Origin of the sequence: Paenibacillus jilunlii (genome assembly GCF_900102965.1) — a bacterium.
Taxonomy (GTDB): Bacteria; Bacillota; Bacilli; order Paenibacillales; family Paenibacillaceae; genus Paenibacillus_AQ; species Paenibacillus_AQ jilunlii.
The window spans coordinates 110,225-135,461 of record NZ_FNGM01000009.1 but is presented as its reverse complement, the minus strand read 5'-3'; the positions used below and the strand labels follow the sequence as shown (position 1 = coordinate 135,461).

Annotated in this window: 16 protein-coding genes; 10 read left to right on the top strand and 6 right to left on the bottom strand. The window is 54.9% G+C overall.

What is annotated here, in order from left to right; translation table 11 throughout:
- Positions 1-149 precede the first annotated feature (149 nt).
- A complete protein-coding gene (locus tag BLQ82_RS16585) occupies positions 150-1,160 on the top strand; it encodes a ketoacyl-ACP synthase III (protein ID WP_082722682.1) in 1,011 nt (336 codons plus the stop codon).
- A gap of 1,090 nt (positions 1,161-2,250) precedes the next feature.
- Here BLQ82_RS16585 and BLQ82_RS16580 read toward each other — a convergent pair.
- Complete coding sequence (locus BLQ82_RS16580) at positions 2,251-3,270, bottom strand: LacI family DNA-binding transcriptional regulator (protein WP_062523805.1); 1,020 nt, start codon at positions 3,268-3,270, stop codon at positions 2,251-2,253.
- Between the two features lie 241 nt (positions 3,271-3,511).
- Between BLQ82_RS16580 and BLQ82_RS16575 the strand changes: the two genes are divergently transcribed.
- Positions 3,512-8,593: a carbohydrate binding domain-containing protein gene (locus tag BLQ82_RS16575; RefSeq protein WP_062523709.1), complete on the top strand. Its 5,082-nt coding sequence runs from the start codon at positions 3,512-3,514 to the stop codon at positions 8,591-8,593.
- 95 nt (positions 8,594-8,688) lie between these two features.
- Here the strand turns inward: BLQ82_RS16575 and BLQ82_RS16570 are convergent, their stop codons facing one another.
- Complete coding sequence (locus BLQ82_RS16570) at positions 8,689-9,246, bottom strand: GbsR/MarR family transcriptional regulator (RefSeq protein WP_062523710.1); 558 nt, start codon at positions 9,244-9,246, stop codon at positions 8,689-8,691.
- Between the two features lie 258 nt (positions 9,247-9,504).
- On the opposite strand from BLQ82_RS16570, the gene BLQ82_RS16565 reads away from it, so the two are divergent.
- The 8 genes from BLQ82_RS16565 (at position 9,505) to BLQ82_RS16530 (ending at position 18,453) form a co-directional block, all read left to right on the top strand.
- Positions 9,505-10,704: a quaternary amine ABC transporter ATP-binding protein gene (locus tag BLQ82_RS16565; protein ID WP_062523711.1), complete on the top strand. Its 1,200-nt coding sequence runs from the start codon at positions 9,505-9,507 to the stop codon at positions 10,702-10,704.
- Positions 10,701-11,534: an ABC transporter permease gene (locus tag BLQ82_RS16560; protein WP_062523712.1), complete on the top strand. Its 834-nt coding sequence runs from the start codon at positions 10,701-10,703 to the stop codon at positions 11,532-11,534. Before BLQ82_RS16565 ends, BLQ82_RS16560 begins: the two co-directional genes overlap by 4 nt.
- A 13-nt stretch (positions 11,535-11,547) precedes the next feature.
- On the top strand, positions 11,548-12,420 hold the full coding sequence (locus tag BLQ82_RS16555) for a glycine betaine ABC transporter substrate-binding protein (protein ID WP_062523713.1): 873 nt from the start codon (positions 11,548-11,550) through the stop codon (positions 12,418-12,420).
- A 279-nt stretch (positions 12,421-12,699) separates the two neighbouring features.
- A complete protein-coding gene (locus tag BLQ82_RS16550) occupies positions 12,700-13,311 on the top strand; it encodes a TVP38/TMEM64 family protein (RefSeq protein WP_025708469.1) in 612 nt (203 codons plus the stop codon).
- A 182-nt stretch (positions 13,312-13,493) separates the two neighbouring features.
- Positions 13,494-14,708 (top strand): sporulation protein YunB, encoded by a 1,215-nt coding sequence (gene yunB, locus BLQ82_RS32675; protein ID WP_082722684.1) that lies wholly within the window; start codon positions 13,494-13,496, stop codon positions 14,706-14,708.
- A 183-nt stretch (positions 14,709-14,891) separates the two neighbouring features.
- Positions 14,892-16,388 (top strand): glycosyltransferase family protein, encoded by a 1,497-nt coding sequence (locus BLQ82_RS16540; protein WP_062523714.1) that lies wholly within the window; start codon positions 14,892-14,894, stop codon positions 16,386-16,388.
- Complete coding sequence (locus BLQ82_RS16535; RefSeq protein ID WP_062523715.1) at positions 16,385-17,701, top strand: hypothetical protein; 1,317 nt, start codon at positions 16,385-16,387, stop codon at positions 17,699-17,701. The genes BLQ82_RS16540 and BLQ82_RS16535 overlap by 4 nt, the downstream gene beginning before the upstream one ends.
- A complete protein-coding gene (locus tag BLQ82_RS16530) occupies positions 17,698-18,453 on the top strand; it encodes a glycosyltransferase (protein ID WP_244280842.1) in 756 nt (251 codons plus the stop codon). Before BLQ82_RS16535 ends, BLQ82_RS16530 begins: the two co-directional genes overlap by 4 nt.
- 414 nt (positions 18,454-18,867) lie before the next feature.
- Here the strand turns inward: BLQ82_RS16530 and BLQ82_RS16525 are convergent, their stop codons facing one another.
- The 4 genes from BLQ82_RS16525 to BLQ82_RS16510 form a co-directional block, all read right to left on the bottom strand.
- Positions 18,868-20,910: a tetratricopeptide repeat-containing glycosyltransferase family 2 protein gene (locus BLQ82_RS16525; RefSeq protein WP_074648309.1), complete on the bottom strand. Its 2,043-nt coding sequence runs from the start codon at positions 20,908-20,910 to the stop codon at positions 18,868-18,870.
- Positions 20,911-20,929: 19 nt separating this feature from the next.
- Positions 20,930-22,609, bottom strand: a complete 1,680-nt coding sequence (locus BLQ82_RS16520) for a tetratricopeptide repeat-containing glycosyltransferase family 2 protein (protein ID WP_062523717.1) — start codon at positions 22,607-22,609, stop codon at positions 20,930-20,932.
- Positions 22,569-24,752, bottom strand: coding sequence for a glycosyltransferase (locus BLQ82_RS16515; RefSeq protein ID WP_062523718.1), 2,184 nt, complete (start codon positions 24,750-24,752; stop codon positions 22,569-22,571). The genes BLQ82_RS16520 and BLQ82_RS16515 overlap by 41 nt, the downstream gene beginning before the upstream one ends.
- Before the next feature lie 141 nt (positions 24,753-24,893).
- Positions 24,894-25,237: DUF6385 domain-containing protein (locus BLQ82_RS16510; RefSeq protein ID WP_244280840.1), on the bottom strand; the 344-nt coding region annotated here is incomplete at its 5' end.

Below are 25,237 nucleotides of genomic sequence, written 5' to 3'. Positions count from 1 at the left end.
TGCTTAGAATAATCCTCATCAAGTTAAAGAGGGCTGCTGGTGCATCGCCTATTTAAATGATTTTATTTTGCAAAACGGGCAATATGAAGTTATAATTAGTACCAAGTACTAATAGTAGATACTAAAAACTAAATTATGGGGTGATACTCTTGAACGGTGCCAAAATTACCGCAATCGGGTCCTATGTTCCGGCCCGGAGACTTACGAACAGCGATCTGGAGCAGATGGTGGATACCAATGATGAGTGGATTGTCCAGCGGACCGGAATCCGTGAACGCCGAATCAGCCGCGAGGATGAATATACCAGTGATTTGTGTACAGCCGCTGTGCTGGATTTAATGAAGCGTTATGGAAAAAGCATACAGGATGTCGATATGATTCTCGTCGCCACCAGTACACCGGACTTCCCCTTTCCTTCGGTTGCGTCCATTCTGCAGAACCGCCTCGGTATTCCCGCTACCGCCGGAGCCTTGGACATGAGCGCTGCCTGCGCCGGGTTTGTCTATGCGCTGCATACTGCACATGCCTATGTCGCTTCCGGCCTGCACCGCAAGGTGTTGGTTCTAGGCGCGGATACCTTGTCCAAAATTACGGACTATACCGATCGCAGCACCTGCATTCTTTTTGGCGACGGGGCGGGGGCTGTGCTTGTAGAGAGTAGTGAACAACTGGACGGCTTTGCCGGATTCCATCTGGGCAGCGACGGCAGCGGGGCGCATCATGTATACCGCACAGGCCTGTCGCGGAGTGTGAATGAGGTTGAGCTATCTGATACGGGCAAGCTGGTGCAAAATGGCCGCGAAGTGTTCCGCTGGGCGGTGCGGACTGTGCCGCAGGGTGTGCAGCAGGTGCTGAACAATGCTGGAACCAGCTTGGACCAGGTGGACTGGTTCATTCCGCACAGCGCCAATCTGCGGATGATTGAGCCGATCTGTGAGCGGCTGAACTATCCGTTGGAACAGGCTTTGTACAGCCTGGAGTATTTCGGCAACACCTCAGCCGCCAGCATTCCGCTTGCCCTGGATCTTGGGGTCCGCGAAGGCAAGGTCCTGAACGGACAGCAGGTCCTGCTGTATGGCTTCGGTGCCGGGCTGACGCATGCCGGTCAATTGGTGAAGCTGGAGCTGGCTCCCGAGGTCTCACCGCCTACTCCGCTATAACCGAAAAATGACGCCCAAAACCAGAAAAACAGTGCCTTGAACCCTGACATCAAATGCGGGATTATATTATCGAAAGTATTTCGAATAGCATTGGCTGCTTATGAAAGTGAAGTTTCGCTGGAGAGGAGGATGCTGAAGCCCGCCTAAAGAGTGTTGAAGGTCACTGAAGTGATTGAAACTGACTAAGGTGAATGAACGTGGATAAAGGCAACTAAAAGTAAATAAAGGTGAATGTGATTAAGTGAAGGTAAGTGAAGGGGAATAAAGGTAAATACAAGTAAGTGAAGGTAAGTAAGGTAAGTAATGTGAGTAAGGTTACTTATAAGCTGCTGAATTTCGCTGAAATAAAACAAGTGTGATGGGATGTACGTGCGCATAATTGTCCTACGCTTTGATCGAGTAACATTTGAGATTCAAGTAAGGAATACGCTCAGAGTAAGATTGGATACTTAAAGGAGTATCTGAAGAAGTAACTAATGGAGCATCAGGAGCACCAGGAGCACCAGGAGTACCTGAGAAGCGCCTGAAGTAGGACCTGAAGTAAGACCTGAAGTAAGACCTGAAGTAGGACCTGAAGTAGGACCTGAAGTAGGACCTGAAGTAGGAAAACTGAAGTAGCAATTGAAGTAGCACCTGAAGTAGCAATTGAAGAAGCGCCTGAAGTAGGACCTGAAGTAGCACCTGAAGTACACTTATCCTTTAAAAGTAACTATCTAATCGCCTCGCTCCGGTGTAATTGCACTTTGTACAATAAAAATTGCTCAAAATGGGGGAGAATTCGCTTTAACTGCACTTTGTGCAGTAGAAATTCTAGAATTCCCCCTTTTTGGGGCAATGGGCACTTTTTAATTGCACAAAGTGCAGTAGAATCGCAATTCGGCTGATTTTGGCCCGTTTCTGTTGTACAAAGTGCAATTAGCCGGCTGCGTCTGGAGCTGCTGCTATGAAGCGCATGTTGAAGGTGCTTCATAGCAGCTGGTATCCTAGCTGCTGCGGTTGCAACGCCCGTCAGGTTCCGGTTGCTGGAGCGGCCGGGTTGAATCTCACGATTAAATTTTCACATATGAATTTACCTTAAGCCGCGCCCAGGTTAGCCGCTCAACCTGCTGCCGCAGGATTCGCGGACGATGAGTGCCGGTTCGACGACAAAAGAGCCGCCGTCCGACTGGTTGTTAATGAGGTCGTAGAGCATATGTGCCGCGAGGACGCCGAGGCGCTCTTTGTTCTGGCGGATTGTGGTTAGTGTGGGGCTGGTATATTTGCAGGCTTCGATGTCATCACAGCCGATGATGGCCACATCCTCCGGGATGCGCAGGCCCTGCTCTTTCAAAGCGCGGATTGCGCCGAGGGCGAGCAGGTCTGAGGCGGCGAAGACCGCTTTTGGCATACTACTCCCGCTCTCTAGCAGCCGGCGCATAGCCGTATAGCCGCTGGATTCGAAGAAATCATCGCCGTGTACGAACCAGTTACGGTTCAGTGTCAGCCCAAAGCTCTCAACTGCCTTGACGAATCCGGCCTCCCGCTGATTGGAAATGTCCGAGTCGGCTGTGCTGCCGATAAAACCAAGCTCCCTGTGGCCCAGCAGGTAGAAATGCTCCACCACCTTGGAGGCGATCTGAACATTGTCCGACATCACATACCCTGACTTTTTGCCCCGCAGCTCCAGATCTACACCGATGCAGGGAATGCTGCTCATATCGAGGTCGCGGATGGCCGGCTCCATTTTTTGCCCGGAGATAATTACACAGCCGTCGACGTTAAAATGCAGACAACGCGAGTAATAATCCCCGCTGCTGATGAATTTCTCGTTGGAAAAGAAGATCAGGTCGTAGCCCAGCACACCCATCTGCTTCTTGAAGGAATTCAGCACCTCAACAAAAAAAGGATGCGTAAACTCTACATTCAGCTCGCCGGCAAAAATCACCCCGATCAGGTTGGACTTTTTAGTAGCAAGTGTCTTGGCGGAGTTGGAGGGGGAATATCCGGTCTGTTCGATAATTTCCATGACCCGTTTTTTTGTTTTTTCGGAAACATCGCTGTAATTGTTCATGATTTTCGAAACTGTGGAGACGGAGACTCCCGCCATTTCCGCGATTTTTTTAATATTCATTTGCATGGAAATCCACCCTCCGTTAATCAGTGCACATAGCCCAAAAAGACTGCCACACCGCACTATTCATGAATTTAAGTCTATTCAACTTGCCGGAGCAAGTCAAACGGTTTTGCAGAATAGCTGCGGCAATCGAGTTGAGTTGAGCGGGGGCTAAGTTGCGTTGGCGCAAATATTTTCGAAACCGATTTCGTTTTTGGAACTGAAAAGAACCGTAGGATTTCGAGGAGGAATGAACAGAATGAAAAAAAAGGTATCCGGTCTGCTTACCGCCATGACTCTGCTCTCAGGATTGCTGTCCCCGCTGGGCAGCGGCGGGCATATTGCCGAGGCTGCTTTGGGCCAGCCTGTGGAAGTTGCGGATTCAGCTGTCCAGACAGGCAGCATAACGGCAGCAGGGGGGAAGACTTCCGCTTACAATGAATTGAAAGCGTTTACTGATGTTCCGGCGGATAGCTGGGCAGCCCGTCCTGTGCAGCGCTGGATTGAAAATGGAATAGTCGGAGGCTATGGAGACGGCACGTTCCGGCCGGGGGCGCCGGTGTCGAAAGCAGAGTTTGCCGTGATTATTAATCGTATTTTTAATTATAACGCAGAAGCGGCTACCCTCCCTGGCGATGTGTCTGCGGCCGCATGGTTCAGCAGTGATATTGCCAAGGGCATCGCCGCAGGTTATTTAATTGCAGGCAAAGACGGCCGCATTGAAGCGTCTGCTCCGTTGACACGTGCGGAGGCGGTTGTGGCTCTGCAGAAGATTTTTCGGCTGGATATCGGGGGGCAAGCGGCTTACAGCGATCTGGCCGGGGCAGACAATGAGGTTAAGGATGCAGCGGCAGCACTTTCGGGTGCAGGGTATATAAAAGGTTATCCTGACGGCTCCTTCAAGCCGCAAGGGCGGATTACCCGCGCAGAGCTCGCCCAGATGGTGGACCGGCTGGTGCCGGGTCTGGTGCGTTCGAAAGGGGAGATCACTCTCGGAAAGGTACAAGGAAACGTGGTGCTGAGCCATGCCGATATCACACTTAAGGATACTGTGGTTGAGGGCAATCTCTATCTCTCGGAGGGTATTGGTGAAGGCAAAATAATACTTGAAGGAGTAAAAGTTACGGGGACTACGTTCATTCTCGGCGGCGGAGAGCAAGGTGTGAGCCTCCAGAACAGTGTGATTGGCAGAGTCCTGGCGGCCAAGCCGGATGGAAATCTCCGTATGTATGCCAGCGGCACTACCTCGGTTGGAACGGTGCTGCTGAATTCCGGTGCCACCCTGGAAGAGAACGGGCTGACTGGGGCGGGCTTCACGGATGTGGAAATCTCAAGCGCCGTAAAAGCAGCAGTGTTAAAAGGAAGCTTCACCGCCGTCTCCACGTCTTCATCCGCCACAGGCAGCGTTAAGCTGACGCTCTCCGGCAAGGTCGGCAAGCTTACCCTGGGCAGTCCAAGCCAGGTTGTGCTTGCCGATCATGCGCAGGTCGCAGAGCTGCTGCTTGCCGCGGCTGCCAAAGGCACGGCCATTCAGGGCAGCGGCAGCTTCGGCGCGGTCGTGAACAACGCCGAAGGCGTCACCGTCAGCGGCGCTCCGCTGAAGCCGGGCAGCAGCGGGCCGGTTGCCGTACCGCCGGCCGCTACCCAGGCGCCGGCCGGCGGTTCCGGCACGTCCCCGACGGCAACGCCGACAGCCACGGCAACGCCAACGGCCACGGCAACGCCGACAGCCACGGCAACGCCAACGGCCACGGCAACGCCGACAGCCACGGCAACGCCGACAGCCACGGCGACGCCGACCACCACGGCAACGCCAACGCCAACGCCTCCGGCTGATCCTTGGACGCTGGTGTGGAGCGATGAGTTCAATGACGATACCATTGACCCGGCGAAGTGGACGTATGACCTGGGGGATGGCACGGCCGTCGGGAATCCGGGCTGGGGCAACAATGAGCTGGAATGGTACACGAATGAGGAGAAGAATGTGAAGGAAGCGGACGGGAAGCTGGTCATTACCGCCCGCAAAGAGGCGCAGGGCGGCAAGGAATACACCTCCTCGCGGATCAAAACCAAGGATTTGTTCAGCAAGAAGTACGGTAAATTCGAAATCCGGGCCAAAGCGCCTGTTGGCAAAGGCTATTGGCCGGCCATCTGGATGCTGCCTGAGGATTATGTCTACGGTTCTTGGGCGGCCTCCGGGGAGATTGACATTATGGAAGGCTGGGGCAGCCGTCCGGGTACTGTTGCGGGTACGCTCCATTACGGTTCCCAGTGGCCGGATAATGTATATTCCGGCAAGGAATATGTGCTGCCGGGCAACTCCACCATTGAACAGTTCCACACCTATTCTCTGGAGTGGGAGCCTGGAGAAATTCGCTGGTATGTTGACGGTGTACTGTATTCAACTAAAAATGACTGGTACAGCCGGAGCAATGGACAGCCGGCGAATAACGCTTATCCCGCACCGTTCAACCAGGAGTTCCATCTGCTGATGAATCTGGCAGTCGGCGGTAATTTTGACGGCAATCCGACGGCGGAGACTGTGTTCCCGCAATCGATGGAAATCGATTACGTCAGAGTCTATGAGCTGACAGGGCGGCCTTACCGCCAGCCGGTGCCGGTAACACTTACGAAGGAGCCTTACCTTGAAGGCTCACTGCCGCCGCTTGCGGACGGCAACCTGATCCACAACAACGGGTTCACCGAGCAGAAGGAAGGCGATGCCGGAATGGGCATCCCGAATACTGCACATTGGGTGCTGTATAAGGAAGCGGGTGCAGATGCGGCTTTATCACTGGAGCCGATTGGCGGGCAGAATTTCCTTAAGGTGAACATCAGCAGCCCTGGGGGGAACTCGTACTCCATTCAGCCGCAGGCCATCGTATCTCTGGCGAAGGGGAGGTTCTACAAGCTCAGCTTCGATGCAATGACAGACATCTCGCGGAATATCAGCGTCCGGCTCACGGGCGGAGAATCCCGCGGGTATCAGGCCTATTCCCCTTCGCTCAAGGCGGATTTAACCTCATCACTGAAGCATTACGAAACGATGTTCCAGATGAAGGAGAACTCGGACATTGCGGCCCGGGTAGAGTTCAACCTCGGCACGAATGCTTCGCCGGTGTGGCTCGGCAATGCACGGCTCGAAGAGATCGACAGCATTCCGTTTGACCATGACAGCGCCAAAACGCCGCTCGGCAGCGGCAACCATCTCTATAACGGCACCTTTGATCTGGGTGAGCCGGACCGGCTCAGCTACTGGCATGCCGAAGCCACCGGAGGTGCAGAGGTCAGCCCAAGCGTTGGCGATACAGGCAAGTTAAATCTTCAGATCAGCGGCATAGATACCGGAAATGCAGATACGATGCTGTTGCAGAAGGGTATCTTCCTGGTCCAGGGCCAGGATTACAAGCTTGCCTTTGACGCTGACGTCCCTTCTCCGCGCACGGCTGTAATCGAGCTGCAGGGCAGGGACGGTACCGTCTACGCTTCAGAAACGGTCCTCCTGAAGGCAGGAGCACAGAAGGTGGAGGCGGTATTCCCCGATCTCCCCGGAGCAACTGACACGCTGGGCCGATTTGTGCTCCATCTCGGCAAGGAAGCGGGTATTGTCCAGTTGGATAACTTCCTGCTGCTGCGCACCAGCTTCTATTATGACCCTTCGCTGGTCTATTATCCGCTGGTGAACGGTGATTTCAGCTTTGGCTTCAATAGCTGGGAGCGGCTGCTGACAGAGCAGGGCGGCGCGGCCACCGCTGCGGTTACAGAGGGAGCAGCCACATTCAATATTGCCAATACCGGCAATCAGCCCTATTCGGTCATGCTGTTCCAGAATGGGCTGAAGGTTGCCGGCGGCATGGACTATGTTATTGAATTCGACGCGAGCGCAAGTGTTGCCCGCAGAATCAGCGTCAATGCGGAGAATGCTTCGTATCAGCCTTCTTTTGCACAGATCATTAAGGTTACACCGGAAACCACCCATTACAGATTCGAATTCCGCCAAGGTGTAAGTGATACCCTGTCGCTGAAGTTCCTGCTGGGCAAGGTTGAGGGAGTGAGTATTCCGCAGGCACATGAGCTTGTGATCGACAATGTGAAATTCGAAATCAAGAATGCCCCGGCCAAACCGCAGGAGCTGCTTGCCGACAGTACGAACAACCGGGTATCGCAGCCGATAGAACTGACGTTCACCGAGAATGCAGCGTGGCGCAGCAGCATCACAGCCGTGAAGGTCAACGGCACTGCACTTGCCAAAGGGCAATATACCGTCCAAGCGGGCCAAATCACGCTAGAAGCAGCCGCTTTCCCTGCTGAAGGCAGCTACCTGATTACTGTGGAAGCCGAAGGATATGTCAGCGCTACGGTAACCCAGACCATTCTGGCGAATGACAACAATCTGGTTGTCAACGGTTCGTTCGCCAGCGGTACAACGGGCTGGTCCACGTGGTCCGGGGAAGGCGGTGTGTCTTCTTTTAACGTGAATGAAGGTGTGGCGGAGGTTAGAATTGACGTTGCCGGTACGGCCGCCTGGCATACGCAGTTTTTCCAGGAGGGCATCCCGCTGGAGGCTGGAAAGACGTATGAGCTGAGCTTCAAAGCCAAATCGACCGTTCCAAGGCAGATTATCGTGGAGTACAGCGGCACCTCGGCCGCAGCAGCGCAGGCGAAGTTCGAGGTTACCGCAACTTGGGCAACCTACAGTGCTGAGTTTACCGTGGATAACAGTAACCCGCTGAAGCTGAACTATCTAATCGGTGCGGCGATGGGAGCTGACAAGACGGCGAACGGAATGCCGCATACGCTCTCTTTTGACGACATTAGGGTGACGGAGGTGGAAGGCGGAGGCGGTACGCCAGGGGAACCGGCCAGCGGCAAGCTGGATAATGGAACCTTCGATCCGGCAAAGGGCTTAACAGGCTGGACGCAATACTTTGACGGGACCGGTTCAGCTGCCGCGCAGGACGGAGAACTGGCCGTGGCACTGACAGGTACGGGAACCGCCAGCTACAGTGCACAGGTGGATTATGCCAATCTGAAGCTTGTACAGGGTAAAACGTATACGCTGGCTTTTGCAGCCCGCTCCGATGTGGACCGTTTGATTGAAGTGGCTGTGGAGCATAAGGGCGGGGATTACACCAAATATTTACCGGCAAAAGCGGTAGAGCTGACGGGCAGCATGAAGACTTACAGCTATACCTTCACCATGGACAGCGGCACGGATGCGGGAGCACATCTTGTTTTCCTTCTGGGTCTGATTGCGGGCAACAGCGAAGGCACGAACAGCGCGATTCAGGCAGGTAATCATATTTTCATCGATAACGTAAGTCTGACTGAAGCTCCGTAAGAGCGCAGCACTCCAACAAAGAAACAGCCGAAATCCTAACTCCAGGATCTCGGCTGTTTTTTATGCGGGGGATATGAAACCTTGATGCAGTAACCCTAGGATTCTTTAGGAATCAGTTCGAAGATTTTACCGGTTTCCAGTGCTTCAATCAGCTTCAGGAGCCAGCGGTAGTATTTAATCGCTTCCTCAATTTTGACTTCATCGGTACTGAGCAGCTGCTCCATTCCCGGTTCATCCGCATACTCAATTTTCATTTGTTTGATTTCGTTCAGTGATTTGCTGAGCGCGGCCATATTTCCTTCAACGGCTTTTCTCCATTTAATAGAGAAGTAATCACTGAAGTTCTGATGCCAATCGGGAACCACCTCGAACAAATCCTTCCGGGTGCCTTTTCCCCATACCTTGTCAATCATCTTCAGATCCAGCAGGGTGCGCACCCCTGTGCTCATGGAAGTCTTGCTCATTCCCATAGTCCGGCTAAGCTCGTCCAGCGTTACAGGTCCCTGATTGAAGTACATATAACCGTATAAATGCCCAATGGACAGTGTTATTCCGTACAAATCCATATTTTTGCCGATGGAATCGATGACGCGCTCCCGGGCTTTGCTGATTCTCTCTACTTGTTCGGGCGCAAGCCCTTCTAAATCATTCATAAAGGTCCCTCCTGAGGTGTAGGCTAATGACTGCAAACCTCTATTGTGTATTGTAATCAAATCCCTGTGTATAAGTAAAGAATTCATCTGGAACGGGATTTGCCGTTAAACGGAGTATTCTATACATAAAGTACGTAAAGTTAAAACTGTACACTAATTTTTAAGCGTATATGAACTTTGCGTCGCATTTCACATGTCCGTTACACTAGTTCGAGTGAAGCAAGACGAAAATTTGCTATACGGAAGAAGGAGGTCACCATGGCAATTATTGAGGTGAAGCAGCTTACCAAGGTATTTGGTCATGATGCGGTACGGGCTCTTCCATTACTTGCGCAAGGATGGTCTAAAGAGAAAATTGCCCGGGAAGCCAAGCTGACGGTTGGAGTCAACAGGGCGGACTTTCGCATCGAAGAAGGAGAAATCTTTGTCATTATGGGGTTGTCGGGAAGCGGCAAGTCCACTCTGGTCCGGTTATTGAACCGTTTGATAGAGCCTACGGGGGGACAGGTGCTTTTTAGAGACAAGGATGTTGTCAAAATGAATCCTGAACAGCTCCGCCAGTTCCGCCGCAAAAATATCGGAATGGTGTTCCAGAAGTTTGCGCTGTTCCCGCACCGCACGGTGCTGGCCAATGCTGAGTATGGTCTTGAGGTGCAGGGGGTAGAGAAAAAAGAAAGAACCCGGCTTGCCATGGAGGCTTTGGAGCTCGTAGGCCTTAAAGGCTGGGAGCATCACCGTCCTGATCAGCTCAGCGGAGGGATGCAGCAGCGGGTGGGCCTGGCACGCGGGCTTGCCAATAATCCGGATATTCTGCTGATGGATGAGGCTTTCAGTGCGCTCGACCCGCTGATCCGCAAGGATATGCAGCAGGAGCTGCTGGAACTGCAGTCCAAAATGAAAAAGACGATCGTATTCATCACCCATGATCTGGATGAGGCGCTGCGCATCGGTGACCGGATCGCCTTGATGAAGGATGGCGTGATTGTGCAGATCGGCACGCCGGAAGAGATTCTGATCCAGCCTGCCAACAAATATGTGGAGCGTTTTGTTGAAGATGTCGATCTGTCCAAGGTGCTGACCGCAGCACATGTGATGCGCCAGCCGGAAATGATCCGGCCGGAACGCGGGCCGCGCGTTGCGCTGCAATTGATGCGGGACAGCGGCGTATCCAGCCTGTATGTGGCCGATAAAGAAATGAAGCTGCAGGGAGTGGTTACGGCGGAGGATGCGGCGCAGGCGCTCAAGGGGAATCAATCGATTCTTGAGGTCATGCGCAGAGAGATTCCCCGTGTATCTCCGGATACACTGCTGAATGATCTCTTTGAACTCATGTCCGGGACACATCTGCCTGTTGCAGTTGTGGATGAGGCGGACAAACTGAAGGGCATTGTTATCAAAGGGGCCGTTCTGTCTGCCCTGGCGGGCAATGCGGTTCCGGAAGGAGATGGAATACGATGAGCATTCCTAAGCTGCCGCTTGGCAAGGCAGTCGAATGGCTGGAGAACTGGTTAACCACCTACCTGGGGCCGTTATTCGACTTTATTCATGCGGTTATCGGCGGAATGGTGAACGGCATCGAAATGGCGCTCACTATTCTTCCAGCCCTTGTGCTGATTCTGATTATAACCGCTTTGGCCTACTGGATCGGCAAGTGGCGCATGGCGCTCTTCGCGCTCGCCGGGCTGCTGCTGATTGACAACCTGGGATTATGGGGTCCATCGATGCAGTCACTGGCGCTTGTATTGACGGCCTCGGTGCTGGCTGTGCTGATTGGCGTTCCGCTTGGCGTGCTGTGCGCGCAGAGCACCGGGGTCCAGAATACAGTGACACCGATTCTGGACTTTATGCAGACCATGCCGGCATTTGTCTATCTGCTGCCAGCAGTGTCTTTCTTTTCACTCGGGGTCGTTCCGGGTGTCATTGCTTCAATTATTTTTGCTATTCCACCTACCATCCGCCTGACCAATCTGGGTATCCGCCAGGTATCCCCGGAGCTGGTGGAAGCGGCTGATGCGTTCGGCTCCACTGCGGGCCAGAAGCTGTTCAAGCTGCAGCTGCCGATTGCCCTGCCGACGATCATGGCCGGTATTAACCAGACGATTATGCTCTCCCTGTCCATGGTTGTCATCTCGTCGATGATCGGGGCGCAGGGCGTTGGCGCCTATGTATACCGGGCAGTGTCGCAAGCCAAGACCGGTGCGGGCTTTGAAGCGGGGATCGCAATTGTCATTATCGCGATACTGCTTGACCGCCTGACTCAGAAACTGGTGAAACCAAAAAAAGGATAGGAGTGTAATAGATATGAAGAAAAAATCATGGGGAATACTAATGCTGATATTGCTCGCAGCGGTCGCCGCCGGATGTTCATCCAGCTCGTCCAAGGCAAACCAAACGGTGAAGCTGGCCTATGTGGCCTGGGATTCGGAAATTGCCAGCACTAATGTGGTCAAAGAGGTGCTTGAATCGAAGCTGGGCGCTACTGTAGAAATGCTGCAGGTGGATGCCGGTCCGATGTGGGCCGGGATTGCCGATGGCAGTGCTGATGGCATGGTAGCCGCCTGGCTGCCGGGCACACATGCTTCTTATCTGGAGAAGTACGGACAGGATATGGAGGACCTGGGGGCTAACCTTGAAGGGACCAAGACCGGGTTTGCCGTTCCTGCCTATATGAATGTAAGCTCCATTGAGGATCTGAAGAATGCCGGTGTGGCAAAGTCCCTGAACAACCAAATTATCGGAATTGAGCCGGGTGCCGGCATCATGACTGCCAGCCAAAAAGCAATCGATGCCTATGGACTAAGCGATTACACACTGCTGGAAAGCTCTTCAGCGGCAATGGCACAGGAGCTGCAAAAGGCTTATACGGACAATAAGCCGATTGTTGTTACCGGGTGGACACCGCACTGGATGTTTGCCAATATGGACCTGAAGTACCTGGAAGACCCCAAGGGTATCTTTGGCGGGGCGGAGCAGATTCACACCATGGTGCGCAAAGGCCTGAAGGAGGATATGCCGGATGTCTACCGTTTCCTGGATCAATTCCAGTGGACACCGGAGGATATGGCACAGGTAATGGTCGAAATCCAAGGCGGCAAATCTCCTGAGGATGCAGCGAAGGCCTGGGTTTCGGAGCATGAGGATCAAGTAAATACCTGGATCGCCGGAATAAAATAAAATCACTCTGCGTGAGCTGCAGAGTTTTGCAGCAGCTGAAAATGTGTGCTATGATGAAGGAACATAAGGCTACAATTCTGTAACCTGTACGCTGATTATCATGTTCCTTTCATACACACATCTTATAAGCAGATCTATTCTATAAACACCCCGTGAGGGGTGTTTTTCTTGGAAATATAAAGAATTTGTAATTTTTTCGCCTGGGCTGTCACTTCTTATGTGCAAAAGGATGTAATAGGCATTGACGGTGGTTTTCGGAAGAAGAAAGGAGGCTGCTCCATGACAGAGACCATCAATGCCTGGATCGACTGGCTGCTGCAGTTATTTGGACTCAGCGGACCGTATATTCTGCTGGTCACCATCCCGCTTACGGTGCTGCAGAGTCTGTTCGGATTTTTCCCTTTGGCGGTATTAATTGTTCTGCATGTATCTGTATTTAATGTAATTGGAGGGATGCTTGTCAGCTGGCTGGCCTGTAATATTGGGGCGATGCTCAGCTATTTTCTGTTCCGCCGCTTTCTTTTTGACTGGTTCGACCGGAAATGGCGTTCCAAGCTGAAGCGTTATGACAAATGGCAGCGTTACCTGGACCGCTACGGCATCTGGACACTGGTGCTGCTGCGCACGGTCCCGATCATGCCCAGCAACATCATCAATTTCATGTCGGCGGTTTCGCCGATGAAGGTCCCGGCATTTATTTGGGGGACGGTTCTTGGCAATCTTTCATACATCTGGCTGTTCGGAACGATCGGCTCGACACTGATTGTCTCCAGAGAGGAATGGAACGGCTTCCTTCTCTGGTACGGAGTGTTTGTTGTAATTCTTATCGGAATCTTCATCCGTCTCCACTGGGGACATCTGCAGGAGGATAAGCGCAGCCGGATGGAATAGCGGATGTTGTGTCCTTATCTACAAAAAGGACGTTGCCTCCTGCCATTCGCCGGAGGTTGCGTTCTTTTTGCTTTTGCTGCAGTCTGGTCCCCACTTTAGGGGGTTATTTTGTGCGTGTCCCGAATAGCCTATAGTAACCGGAGGCGGCTAGACCTCCGTGAAGGTCGGGAGGGACAGAGGGCATGGGCAGAATCAAAAAATGGGGGAGCCGGAGCGCAAAGGTCCCCAATCTGGGACGGCTGCGGCTGCCCAGGCTGGGTTGGGGGGGCATTCCGGGAGCAGCAGGACGCAGCCCGGCATTCAAGGCCAAACCATCTAAGGAAGGAATCCCTGTACTTGCTGGACGCAGCCCGGCATTCAGGGCCAAACCATCCAAGGAAGGAATTCTGGGACCTGCTGGACGCAGTCCGGTGTTCAAGGCCAAGCCTTCCAAAGCGGGCAGCCGCTTGTCCGGTCAGGGCTTACGGTATGGAAAGCCGAAGGGCAGGAGATTTTTGCGCCTGCCGGGCAGTGGTGAAGGGGAGAAGGCTGGAGCTGGTTCTTCAGTACGGAGCCAGAAGCCGCGCAGACGGGGCAGGTTCTGGCTCATTCTCAGCCTGGTGCTCGTTCTGGCAGTGCTGCAGAGCCTTCGTTATGTGGAGAAGCATTTGAAGCCGCCTATTCTTCATTTGGCACAAATCCGTGTCAAGCAGATTGCTACCGAATCGATCAACAAGGCGATCACCACCCAGGTGGCCGATACAGGGAACGCTGAAGCGCTGATTGACTGGAAAACGGACAAGGAAGGCAAAATATCGGGCTTCATGCTCAATTATAAGGAGCATATGCGCATTACGTCACAGGCGGCAGAAGTGATCCAGTCCACACTGCAGGAGCTGCATAACCAGACGGAGCGTATTCCGCTTGGTCAAGCGCTGGGAAGTTCGCTGATTGCTTCCTTTGGTCCGGATGTGCCGATTAAGATTGAACCACAGGGTGCGGTCAAGGTGGAGCTGAATACCCGGCAGAAGGATGCCGGAATTAATATGATTCTGGTGGAGGTATACATTCATATTGTCACCGAGGTAGCCGTCATTATCCCGTTCGATATGGAACCGCAGGTAGTGGATACCGAAATTCCCGTTTCCTATCTGATGGTGGTCGGTGATGTTCCTATGTACTACTATGATAACCAGGGCCAGCCTGTCGGAGACAACGGCAGCAGCGCGCCGGGAATTGCCATTCCTGCACCTTCCGTAGACGAGAATAAGGCGGGGACAACGGTGCCTGACAGCAGCAACGCCGAAACTGGCAATTCTCCGGGAGAGGCTACCCCTTCTCCGGATTCAGGTGCAGCGGATACTGGCCATACGGAGGAGGAAACAGGCAGCTCTTCCCCTGAAGCGGGGGGCGAGTGAAAGCTTATACAAGTTCGTTCCGCTTATTGGATATGAACAGCGGGCGCTGCTGCAACCATTCCTGACTCGAAATCCCCTGATAAAGAGTGGTGCCGAGATTATCTCACAGGGCAGGGATACCTGCGGCAAACCGCTCATACACTTTAGGTAGCATTATTTTTACCTAATGGAGAGTGAGCCCTAATGTCAGATTCTAAGCATTCTGTCAGGAACGAGCGTCTGGCAGGCAGATACAGCTACCTGGAGCGGGAAGGATTGCTTCCGCTGCCGGTGCAGGATGGCATAACCGTGGTGGTGGAGCTGCGTTATGCCGCGTGGGCCGGGGAATGTCTGAACCTTCTGCAGCAGCACTCCGGTGCTTCGATTTCGTTGATTGGGGTTGCCATGGATACGGATTTTCCGCTGAAGCCGTTGGCGGAGGCTTTTCCCGGGGCAACCTTTATTCCTTATGAACCCGGAAAATATGGGGTGAACGAGGCGTTGGCTTATGCCGGGACCTCTTTTGTCGCGCTGATTGAGGACAGTGTGATGGTGACTCCGGGCTGGGTTGGCAATCTGCTGTGGCCGTTTGTCGATGACCCTTCCGTCCAGGCGGTTGCTCCCCGCTCTTCAACTGAACTGGGTGAAGCCAGGGAGCAGCTGCATTTCGGCACTGAACAGGAATTGTCTGCTTATGTCACCCATTCGCTGGGACGGCGGCAGGGCGAATGGCATGAGGCCGCCGTACTGTGCGGCTCCTGTCTGGTCTTCACGCGGGAACTGCTGCAGCGTATCGGCGGGTTCGATTCCACGCTTGTCAAGCGGCAGCTGATGGTGGCCGACTGGTGCCTGCGGGCCCGTCAGCGGGGTGCCCGTCTGGTGCTGAGCGATGCTATGTACGTTCACTCCCTGCAGCCGCTTCCGGAAGCCCATGCAAAAGCTGAACATGACGCTATGCAGGATGGAGTTCAAGCGTATCTGGCCAAATGGGGTCTGGACCACAGTGCTGTGAACGTGGAGGAAGGGATTCTTCCGATCCCTTCAGATGTTTCAGTTCTGCCGCCGAGGCCAGGGATAGCGCTGGAAAAAACAGCAGCAGCACCGGTTCCGCTTGTCACGGCGGTTGTCTATTCTGAGAGGCCGCTTATGCTTACGCCGGAAGAGTCCTGTGAATCCCAGAAGAGGCTGCAAGGGCAGCAGAGCTACGGAAACATCCGCTGGGTATGGATCAGGGACAGCCGCAGGGATGCCCTCCCGGAATTTCCGGTACGGGAGCAGGATGCGGTCATTGCAGTTCAAGGCGAGGACTCCTGGCTGCATGCTCTGGAGAATGTCGCCGCCTTATATGGCAGCGAGATCGTAGTATATCTCTCTGCTTCTGCAGATTACGACAGTCATTATGTGAAGCGGATTGCCGAAGCTGTCCTGCATGGTTCAGCCGACCTCGTGGTCAGCCGGGCGGCTTCTGCAATGGAGGAGCCTGCACCACATCAGGGGTTGTCTCCCCTGCTCCCGCTGAAGCTGCCCCTGGAGCGGATTGCCCACAGGAGTGGAATCGTCCCGGGCCGTATCACCAGACAGAAGGTATCCGGTCACGGCCTACAACTGGAGCCGCAGCCCTCCCTGGCGATTGGATATATAGGCGGTCCGCCTGAAGCGAACATCCTCCCCCGGCGTTCTGGCGGGGAGGTCCGGTTATGAATTACTTGATTCTCAGCCATGTCCCTTGGGAGGATTATCCCTATAAAAGACTGCTGGATCTTCTGCCGGAACGGGCAGAGGTCTGTTTTGCCGGCGGGATGACCTCCGATCAGCAGGCTGGCAGCGGGGTCCGCCCGGTGTCCCTGGCGGAATTAAAAACTCTGGATGGCAAGGGGTATACCATACTTGTCTCTTCGCCCTATTGGCTGCAGGATGTGCTGGCTCTGAAGCCGGGATATATAGTGGCACTGCTGGAGCCGTGTCCCGAAGGCGAGGATAACACGATGTGGGATAAATACAGCGCCCTGCTCGCCGCCAGGGCAGATCTGGTGGGTACAGCTTCGGAACGGTTATATCTGGAGCAGAATCTGTACAGACCAAAGGTGGTTTATCTCGGCGGGGATCATCCGTTGTCCTGCGGTCTGATCCGGCGGGGGGACCGGCTGTTTTTTTTGACTGACTATGAAGCCATCTGGACCCGGGCGCTTACAGAATTGTGGCAGCCTGCTTCTCCCGGGGCAGGGGGATGGCTATTCACACAGCACCGCTTGAGAGCGGATTTCTACGTATCCATGTGCGGAAAGCTGCCTGCCCAGCCGACGGTGCATTATCTGGCTGCCACGTATTTGTATTTGCTGGGGGATGAAGCCGCCGGGCGTTATCTGGCAAGATCTTTTGAACTCATGCTGCTTCATGATTATACCGATTGCCTGCACTCCCATTACCGTTTTTTTTCGGCAATTGAAGCCAAGAAGGGGAATCTGGAGCTTGCTGTCGCCCAGTACGAGATCACAGCGTTTACCGAGGAAGAGAGAAAGACAGCCGTGCGGATGCGGCAGTGGCTGGACAACGGTCAATTCGAACTGCTTCAGGCAGAAATTTACCGTGTGAATGAGGACATCGCTGAGGCTGTCCGGATTCTGGAGGACTTGTCCTGTCCCGAAGCGCAGCCCCTGCTGCTGCAGAATTACATCACCTCCTTTCAGTGGGACAAAGCGCTGCAGCTCCTGCGTGAATCCGGGCCCAGCGGTAGCGAGGCGGGAAATATTCCGCTGCCGGACGGCGCAGTGCTGCCCATCAGCGCGACGCCTCCCGCAAGCGCAGTGCTGCTGGCCGGGACGGAAATTCCTGTATACGGCGGGATTCAGCTGCCGGTCATTGAAGGGACGCTGCATCTGCTGCATGGCAGAAGACATGCGGCGATCCGCAGCTTCCTGCGGGCGGCAGGAGCCGGAGGCGAAGCCCGCACATTATTCGCAGAGATGGCTGACCTGGAGGAAGCGGTAGGCCGGTTAAAGGGGGAGGACCGATGATGAACAAAGGGAGACCGCTGCGCAAAACCTCCGGGAACCGTCTGACCGCAATGATGCAGGTGCGTAATGAAAGCGGACGCTATTTGGAACAGGTGCTGGAGGAGCTGAGCGGTTTTGTGGATGATATCGTCATCGTGGATGACGCCAGCACGGATGGCACGGCGCGTCTGTGTGAATCTTTTGCCAAAGTTACAAAGCTGGTGACGCTGGAAGGGTCGCGGTTCAACCGGGAGTGGGGGCTGCGGCGGACCTTGTGGGAACTGGCGGTGTCGACGGCCCCGGACTGGCTGCTGTCCGTAGATGCCGACGAATTCTATGAAGAAGAGGCCAAACGGGAAATGCGCCGCTTGATAGATCAGGATGTGTACGACTGGGTGGCCTTCCGGCTGTATGACTTTTGGGGCGGCACCACGCATTACCGGGAAGACGAACACTGGAACATCCATACCAAGCACACCCGGACGCTGGTCCGTTATCTGCCGCAGTTTTATTATTTTACACCTCAAATGGATCATCATGTTCCCCGTCTGCCGCTGTCCTACGCCATTCTGCCGGGGTTCCTGACCGAGCTGCGCGTGAAGCATTACGGCTGGGCGCAGCCGCCCGAAGCCCTCCGTGAGAAATATGACCGCTACATGGAGCTGGACCCCGAAGGAAAATGGGGCAGCCTGGAACAATACGCCTCCATCTTGGATGAGAATCCCCGTCTTGTGGAATGGCAGGAACGGCGGGGGCTTGGCAGACCGGAATAGCGGTTGGATTTCTGTGGCAGGGGACGAGATAATATTTTATTCCCGAAGCGCGAACCAAACAATTGGGCTCTAATGCTCCAACTGGTTAGGTGGAGAAAGTATCACTAATTTGCTTGAGCATCAAGCAACCTGGCAGATTAAGTGGAAAAAGGTGCACTAATTAAGCTGTTTTGCTGGCATTCTATCCTACAAATTCATTTACACGGTTATATTTGCATCCTCTAAGGTGTCGCACAGCAGCATGGGTGTCTATTGCACATTCTGCAATCTGAGGGTGTCTGAACTGGGAATCGCTTATACTCCTTAAGCTGTTGCCGCATTTCCTGCCCTTTTTGCACACTAGCGCTTCTCACACTCTACGCACTTTATAGACTATACGCATTCTCATTCACTCATTCACTCACTTCTCGCATTTTACAAGCCGTCACGGAGCGCTGTTCTTACCAGCAGCAACCAAGGAATCCTTCCCTGTAGCCCGCAATCCGGAAAAGCCTCTGCCGCCAACAGCAGCTTATGGTAGCTGAGGCCGCCGGCTGCGGCTGCGCTTTTCGATTGGCGCAGCGCATTTTCGGCTGCCGGAGCAAGCTGCGGCACCCTTCCGCAGGAAGCGGCAATGGCCGCATAGAGCAGCCATTCAGCCGGGCCGCCAGCTGCACCGCCGGACTGCTGCGCATAGCTGCTGTAGATCGAGCACCACTGTTCCCTGAAGGGAACAGGTGCCTGTATCAGTCCGCGCAGCAGCGGCTGAGGCAGGCGGCACCACTGGAACACAGTGGGGCATGTGTTCCGGTAGAGTGTCAGAAGGCTGCTCCAGGCCCCTGCCTGAAGCAACAGCTGCGCAGCGTAAGACAGGGCCGGGAAGGCCAATTGCGGCGCCGCAGCCGGACCCGGATGATCCGCATAGCATGGCGGCACCGCAGCCGGATCGCCCGGGCGTTGGCATGGCTGCGCCGTCGGTCCACCACCGGATTCCCCCCATATCCGGTGGCGGACCGCCGCCAAGCCTGGCCTGGAAGCAGCCAGGCTGGCAAGCCATTGCCCTGCCGCTGCGGCGTCGCCGGTGCGGCAGGCCCAGGCCCAGAGATAGCCGTGTATCGACGGCTGCTCCGGGCCTTCACGCAGCAGCTCCAGCAGAGCCGCTGCTGCATCCAAAGCCTGCGGGTGCTGCCGGGACAACTCCGGCAGCACCCGCAGCACGGGCTGCACCGAAGCCGGGAGCTGCGGTGCAGCGGACAACACCTGCAGCCATGCCCAGGCATGGGCATTCAAGGCAGCAGGCACACATCTGCCCAGCAAGTCAGATGGCAGGGCTTGAAGGTTCCGCCGGGTTAAGGCGATCAGGCGGCTCTCTGCGCCAGCCAGCAGGCAGAGGGGAACAAGCTCTGCCCAAGCAGCGGCGCAGGAGGGATCAAAGCCTATGGCCTGCTCCCAATAATCTGCCGCCTCCTCATAGCGGAGCAGCCTCTCGCAGACCTGGCCCATCATCAGGCTGGTCCGGCTGGTTCCGCTGCCGGAGGAGGAAGGATAGTGCTGCGAGGTGTCTCCGCTCTCCAGCGCTTTTTGCAGCAGATGGTAAGGCTCCAGCAGTTGCCCTTCTTCCAGCAGCAGAGCGGCGCAGCTTTCCAGCAGATCTGTGAAATCAGGGAATAAGCGGAGGCCTTCCTTATATACCCCCTTAGCTTCTTCTCTGCGTCCGCTGGATTGCAGGGCATAGGCCGTCTTCAAAAAGATATCGGCAAGATAACCGGAGCCCGCAGGGGCAGACTTCAGGAGCGGCAGCAGAACATCAGCAGCAGTTCCATACTCTCCTAGCTGGTAATATTCGGTTCCCAGCGCATACTGCAGGGGGATACTCGCCGGATCATGCCGCAGAGCTTCATGAATCAATTTTAGGTTGCGGGCAGTTTTGTCTTTGCGCCTCAGCTCCTCCTCCAGGTAGCCGTAATGGTGGACAGGCAGCGCTGCATACGCGATTGTTCCGCCTGCCAGGGCCCAGATGCTGCTTGCGGCTTCCTCATGAATTGTTCCCCGGAACCTGATGCGTTCATCGTTACGGAACAGCCTGCAGACGTTGTCCGTCACATATTCCCCGCTGGCAGCTTCCCCTACATAGTGGATAAAAGGCAGGAAATAACCGTGCACATGCGCTGCCCCGAGCAATTCGTTCAGAACGCCGGCCCGCCAGCCGCTCACGGCTTCGTCGGCGTCAAGAACCAGAATCCAGGGGCAGGAGGCCTGCTGCAACGCCAGATTGCGGGCGAGGGCGAAATCCCCCTCCCAGGAAATTTCGAGCACCCTGGCTCCAAAGCTCCGGGCAATCTCCATACTGCTGTCCGACGATCCTGTGTCGGCAATAATGATCTCCGACACCAGTCCCGCAACCGAGGACAGGCAGCGCTCCAGATGCTGTGCTTCATTCTTGACAATCATGCACAGTGATAGATCAGGGATAGACATCAATGATCACCGGTCCTCTTTAGTCTGCCATCCGGGGAAGCGGGAGCAGCTGCCGCACTTTGCCGGCCGCAGGGCTGCTGGCAGCCGAAGCAGGCAGCGAAGCCAGCACGGAGTCAGCCAGCAGAATCCAGCTCCGGCTGTGCTGATAAGCCGGATTAGTCATGAGCCCGGTACTCTGCCCGGGAATGCTGCATGAGCGCTCCAGCAGCACAGCAATATCCTCCCGGCTTAAGCTTGCAGCAGGAGCCGCCGCTGTTTTTTGCAGCGCCATTACGAAGGAACCGGAATCCTCTGTGGCCGTTCCTGGAGAACCAGCAGGTCCTTGGGCTGCTGGAGCATCGCTCTCATTCACCGGTTCACCCTTCGCCACACCGTCGCTGTCCCCCGCACTGCCGCTGTCCATCTCCGATGCACTTTGCCCGCGCTGCTCCATTGGCTCAAGTGCATCGTTAAAGCCGTTCTTTGCCAGCAGCTCCGCCGCTGCCCCGTAGCAGCCTTCATTCAACAGCAGAACGGCCAGCTTCCGGGGTTCTGCCGCTGCCAGGGAAACATGCTGCTCCAGCCAGCCGTTCAGCTCGCTTTCCCGGCCCGCACATTTCAGCGTCCGCACCAGCCGTGAAATCAGCGGCCATGGCTCCGGATGGAGCCGGGCGGCTTTTGTATAGAAGGCAGCCGCTTCATAATCTTCACCGGTTTCCTGGCACAGCTGCCCCAGCAAAGACAGCGTAGCGTACGTCCCGAAGCCGGATTCCGTATGGTAACCGGGGGGAGAAACACCGATGTCCAGTGCCTGGCGCAGCGCCTCCTTTGCCTCTATCCAAGCTGCGGTCTGCAGCAGCAGGACGCCTTTTATATGATGAAGGTCCGGATAGTCGGGGAATAGAGCAATCCCCCGCTCACAGGCCGCAAGCGCCCCCGGCACATCCCCATTGACCGCACGGCAGCGGATCTCGTACTTATGCAGCAGATGGACATAGCTGGTGTCCGGCTCCACATGATCAAGCGAAACATGGATATGTTCAAGGGCATGATCATATTCACCGAGCCGCATGTATTCCACAGCCATATTGAAGTGGTGAAAAGCATCCCCGGGGCTGCGCTTCAGCTGCTCCTTCAGCAGATCGACATTGCGGCGGATCTTATCTTTTTTAGCCACAACGCCGTCGGCATAGCCGTAATGATGGATTATCACTGTACTGAGATGCATTGCGGCAGCCGGTGATTCCCGTACGATGACCGAGGCGATTTGTTCATGGATAATCCCGCTGAAGCGGTATGCCGGGCGGTTGCGGAACATCCGCAATATGGGATTTACGGTAATCGTCTCAGAGGAGCGGGACGTTCCTTTGTGATTATGAATCCGCAGAAAAAACGCCTCATACTCCATATGCTCCGCACACAGCAGCAGCTCGCCTGCACTGCCTTGATCCAGCTCTTCGTCCGCATCCAGCACCAGAATCCATTGTCCCCGTGCCACCTTCAGACCAGCGTTGCGGGCAGCGGCAAAATCGCCGTTCCAGGGGAAGTCCACGATCCTCGCCCCATAGCTGCTGGCAATCTGCACTGAGGAGTCTGTTGAACCCGTGTCGACCACTACGATTTCGTCAGCTACCCCGCGTACACTTTTTAGGCATTGCGGCAGATTGTCGGCCTCATTTTTAACAATCATGCAGAGGGAAATCCGGGTTCGCGGCTTCATGGTGTGGCTCCTTTCTGAAGTATCGGTGAGAGTTCCACTGTGTATGCCAGGCGGTCCGGTTAAGTACGGCAATAGCCTGTTCGGTCGCCTTCATGTCCTCCTGCAGAGGGCCGTGTGCATAGATTTCAGGGAAGCTGTCCGCAGCCTCTTCGAGCTCCTGCCTGGCAAGGTGAAGATAGCTTAGCGACAGCCCGATGCGGGAGGGCTCATGCCCTGGCGTACCGGCAAGCATATGCTGGAACCAGTCAGCAGCTTCTCCATAGTGGCCTTTATCAAACAGCATCTCCGCCAGATAAAAGGGTACCTTCCCCCGTGCCTGCTGATCCCCAGCCAGGGTAATCAAAAGTTCACCCGCTTCTTCCAACTGTCCCGATTCATATAAGGCTTCTGCCCAGTCCGTCCGGTGTTCCGGAAAAAGACCGGCCAGCCTGCCAGCCAGCCCGCCGCAGCGCAGCTTTACTGCCAACCGGATCAGCTCTGCGATTACCCGGGACAGGTTACCGGCATCGCCCGGCAATACCGGAGCCGTATTATGCTGTGTCAACTGTTCATCGACAAGCAGCAGCGCTGACCGTAAGGGTTCCGGCGCATCCGCGAATTCCAAGGGCTCCGGCTGCGGCCTGTTATCCTGCCAACGGCAAATGGCTGCAATCATCCACAGACGGTGTAGGTTTTCCATATCCCCCTCCATAGCCGTAGTGTCTCTGAGCAGAGAAAGAGCCTCCCGCAGAGCCGCTCCGGCTTCCTGCAGACGTCCGGTAATGATCCATGCGGAAGCTCTGGCCGGCAGTGTCTCCTTCTCCAGTGGAAAATCAATCTGCGGCAATCCGGCAATAGCCTCATAAGCACAGACCGCATCCAGCGCGTGAATAACGGCACTTCTCCCGGCAGCCTGCCCTGTACCAGCAAGCTGGGTTAACAGAGTGGCGATATCCTGATCCGGCACATCCAGACGCTGGAAGGCGGATGCGATTCCCTGGAGTGCCGGAGCATACAACACGTGGTGCTGAAGCGCACGGTGAAACCACCGGGCTGCTTCCTCGAAGTGTCCGAGCTGCAGCGAGATCGCTCCCATGCGGGCCAGCGGACGGAAGCTGTTCATGCCTTTCTCCGAAACATATTTTCCGCTTAAGGCTGCACCAGCGGTTAAGGTTGCTCCAGCGTTTACGGCAGCACCAGCTTCTAAAGTTACACCAGTGCTTGAAGCCTCTACAGGTGCTGCTGGTTCCTCCGAACCTGCTGCTGCCCGCTGATAGGACTGAAAGGCGCGCTCCGTCAGCCCCTGGCTCTCCCAGGATTGCCCCTGGATGAAATGCAGGTCGGGGTAATCGCTGTAACGCGGCAGTTCCCGGGCCAGCAAGGCATTGACTGCTTTGATGTGGTTTAGGGAGAGCTGGATTTTGGCTAAATCGCGGATCATGGACGGGCGGTAAGAAGCCTGAAGCGGGGCCCGGTTGATTGTGCGGATCAGCAGCGCTTCTGCTTCCTCCAGCTGTCCATTTTGGCAGCAAGTGACCGCCAGATTATAGCTGTAAAAATCATTCCCCGGATCTTTCGCCAGTGCCCGGCGCAGCAAGTGCTCGTTGCGGCTGATTTTATCCTTTTTGGCCATGAGGCCCGGCAAGTATCCCAGATGGATGATTTCGATGCCGCTGCTGCGGATGACAGAAGCACCATGCTTGCCGATGATGGAGGCGTCCAGGCCTTCGTGGATGATTCCCTGGAAGCTATACCCAGCTCCATTGCGGAATAGACGGATTACGTTATGCGTCAACCGGTCCTCGGGCAGGCTCCCTAACCAATTTTCTATATTTACGGTAAAGGCCATAGCGTCCGTGTTCCGCAGCATTTCGGTGATCGTCCCGACCGGTGTTTTCAATATTTCATCAGCATCCAGGACCAGGATCCAATCCGTTTCAGCATGGGAGAGCCCGGTGTTGCGCGCTGCGGAGAAATCGTAATTCCAGTTCATGTGATAGACCTTGGCTCCGTAGCTTGTAGCGATGGCTGCAGAATTGTCGGTAGAACCCGTATCTACAACCACAATCTCATCCGCAGCACCGGCCAGGCTGTCCAAGCATTGGGGAAGAAGTGCAGCTTCATTGCGGATGATGAGATGTACACCTAGGGTGGGTTTTTTCACGGATGGTCCTCCTTGGAAAGTCAGTTTCCTCCTGTTTAGGTTATGCAAGCGGGAGTGTTGTCCGGTATTGCCGGACAGAACAAAGAAGTACATGGGTATCCATGCACTCTTTGTCACTACATCCTATGAGAGATCAGCAGCTTACGTTCCCTGGGCATCAAAAATGACATTAATCGTAGACGCTGCGCCTGGTGTCGCTGATTGATAAGCCAACCGGGTGTACTTGAGGAACCGCGATGGAACAATAACATCCACCGAGCCTGCGGGAAGCGGATTATCACCGGTTGTATCGACAAAATAATTCGTTCCGTCCGCGCTTATTTCGACTTGCGTATTCACAGGGTTAGCTCCGGTATTTACGATAAAATAAGAATATGTGCCCAGCACACTTGTCGTGTTCGCAGGCAGCGGCGTAAACGCATCGGCTGTTGTGATGCCGGTGGTAGCCAGTTCAATGAAGCTGCGCTGCGAAATGGAGGTAACAC

Bases quoted from the DNA above. Each gene is read 5' to 3' on its own strand.
- BLQ82_RS16580 (WP_062523805.1), bottom strand. From the start codon at position 3,270: ATGAATATTAAAAAAATCGCGGAAATGGCGGGAGTCTCCGTCTCCACA.
- BLQ82_RS16575 (WP_062523709.1), top strand. From the start codon at position 3,512: ATGAAAAAAAAGGTATCCGGTCTGCTTACCGCCATGACTCTGCTCTCA.
- BLQ82_RS16570 (WP_062523710.1), bottom strand. From the start codon at position 9,246: ATGAATGATTTAGAAGGGCTTGCGCCCGAACAAGTAGAGAGAATCAGC.
- BLQ82_RS16565 (WP_062523711.1), top strand. From the start codon at position 9,505: ATGGCAATTATTGAGGTGAAGCAGCTTACCAAGGTATTTGGTCATGAT.
- BLQ82_RS16560 (WP_062523712.1), top strand. From the start codon at position 10,701: ATGAGCATTCCTAAGCTGCCGCTTGGCAAGGCAGTCGAATGGCTGGAG.
- BLQ82_RS16555 (WP_062523713.1), top strand. From the start codon at position 11,548: ATGAAGAAAAAATCATGGGGAATACTAATGCTGATATTGCTCGCAGCG.
- BLQ82_RS16550 (WP_025708469.1), top strand. From the start codon at position 12,700: ATGACAGAGACCATCAATGCCTGGATCGACTGGCTGCTGCAGTTATTT.
- yunB (WP_082722684.1), top strand. From the start codon at position 13,494: ATGGGCAGAATCAAAAAATGGGGGAGCCGGAGCGCAAAGGTCCCCAAT.
- BLQ82_RS16540 (WP_062523714.1), top strand. From the start codon at position 14,892: ATGTCAGATTCTAAGCATTCTGTCAGGAACGAGCGTCTGGCAGGCAGA.
- BLQ82_RS16535 (WP_062523715.1), top strand. From the start codon at position 16,385: ATGAATTACTTGATTCTCAGCCATGTCCCTTGGGAGGATTATCCCTAT.
- BLQ82_RS16530 (WP_244280842.1), top strand. From the start codon at position 17,698: ATGATGAACAAAGGGAGACCGCTGCGCAAAACCTCCGGGAACCGTCTG.
- BLQ82_RS16525 (WP_074648309.1), bottom strand. From the start codon at position 20,910: ATGTCTATCCCTGATCTATCACTGTGCATGATTGTCAAGAATGAAGCA.
- BLQ82_RS16520 (WP_062523717.1), bottom strand. From the start codon at position 22,609: ATGAAGCCGCGAACCCGGATTTCCCTCTGCATGATTGTTAAAAATGAG.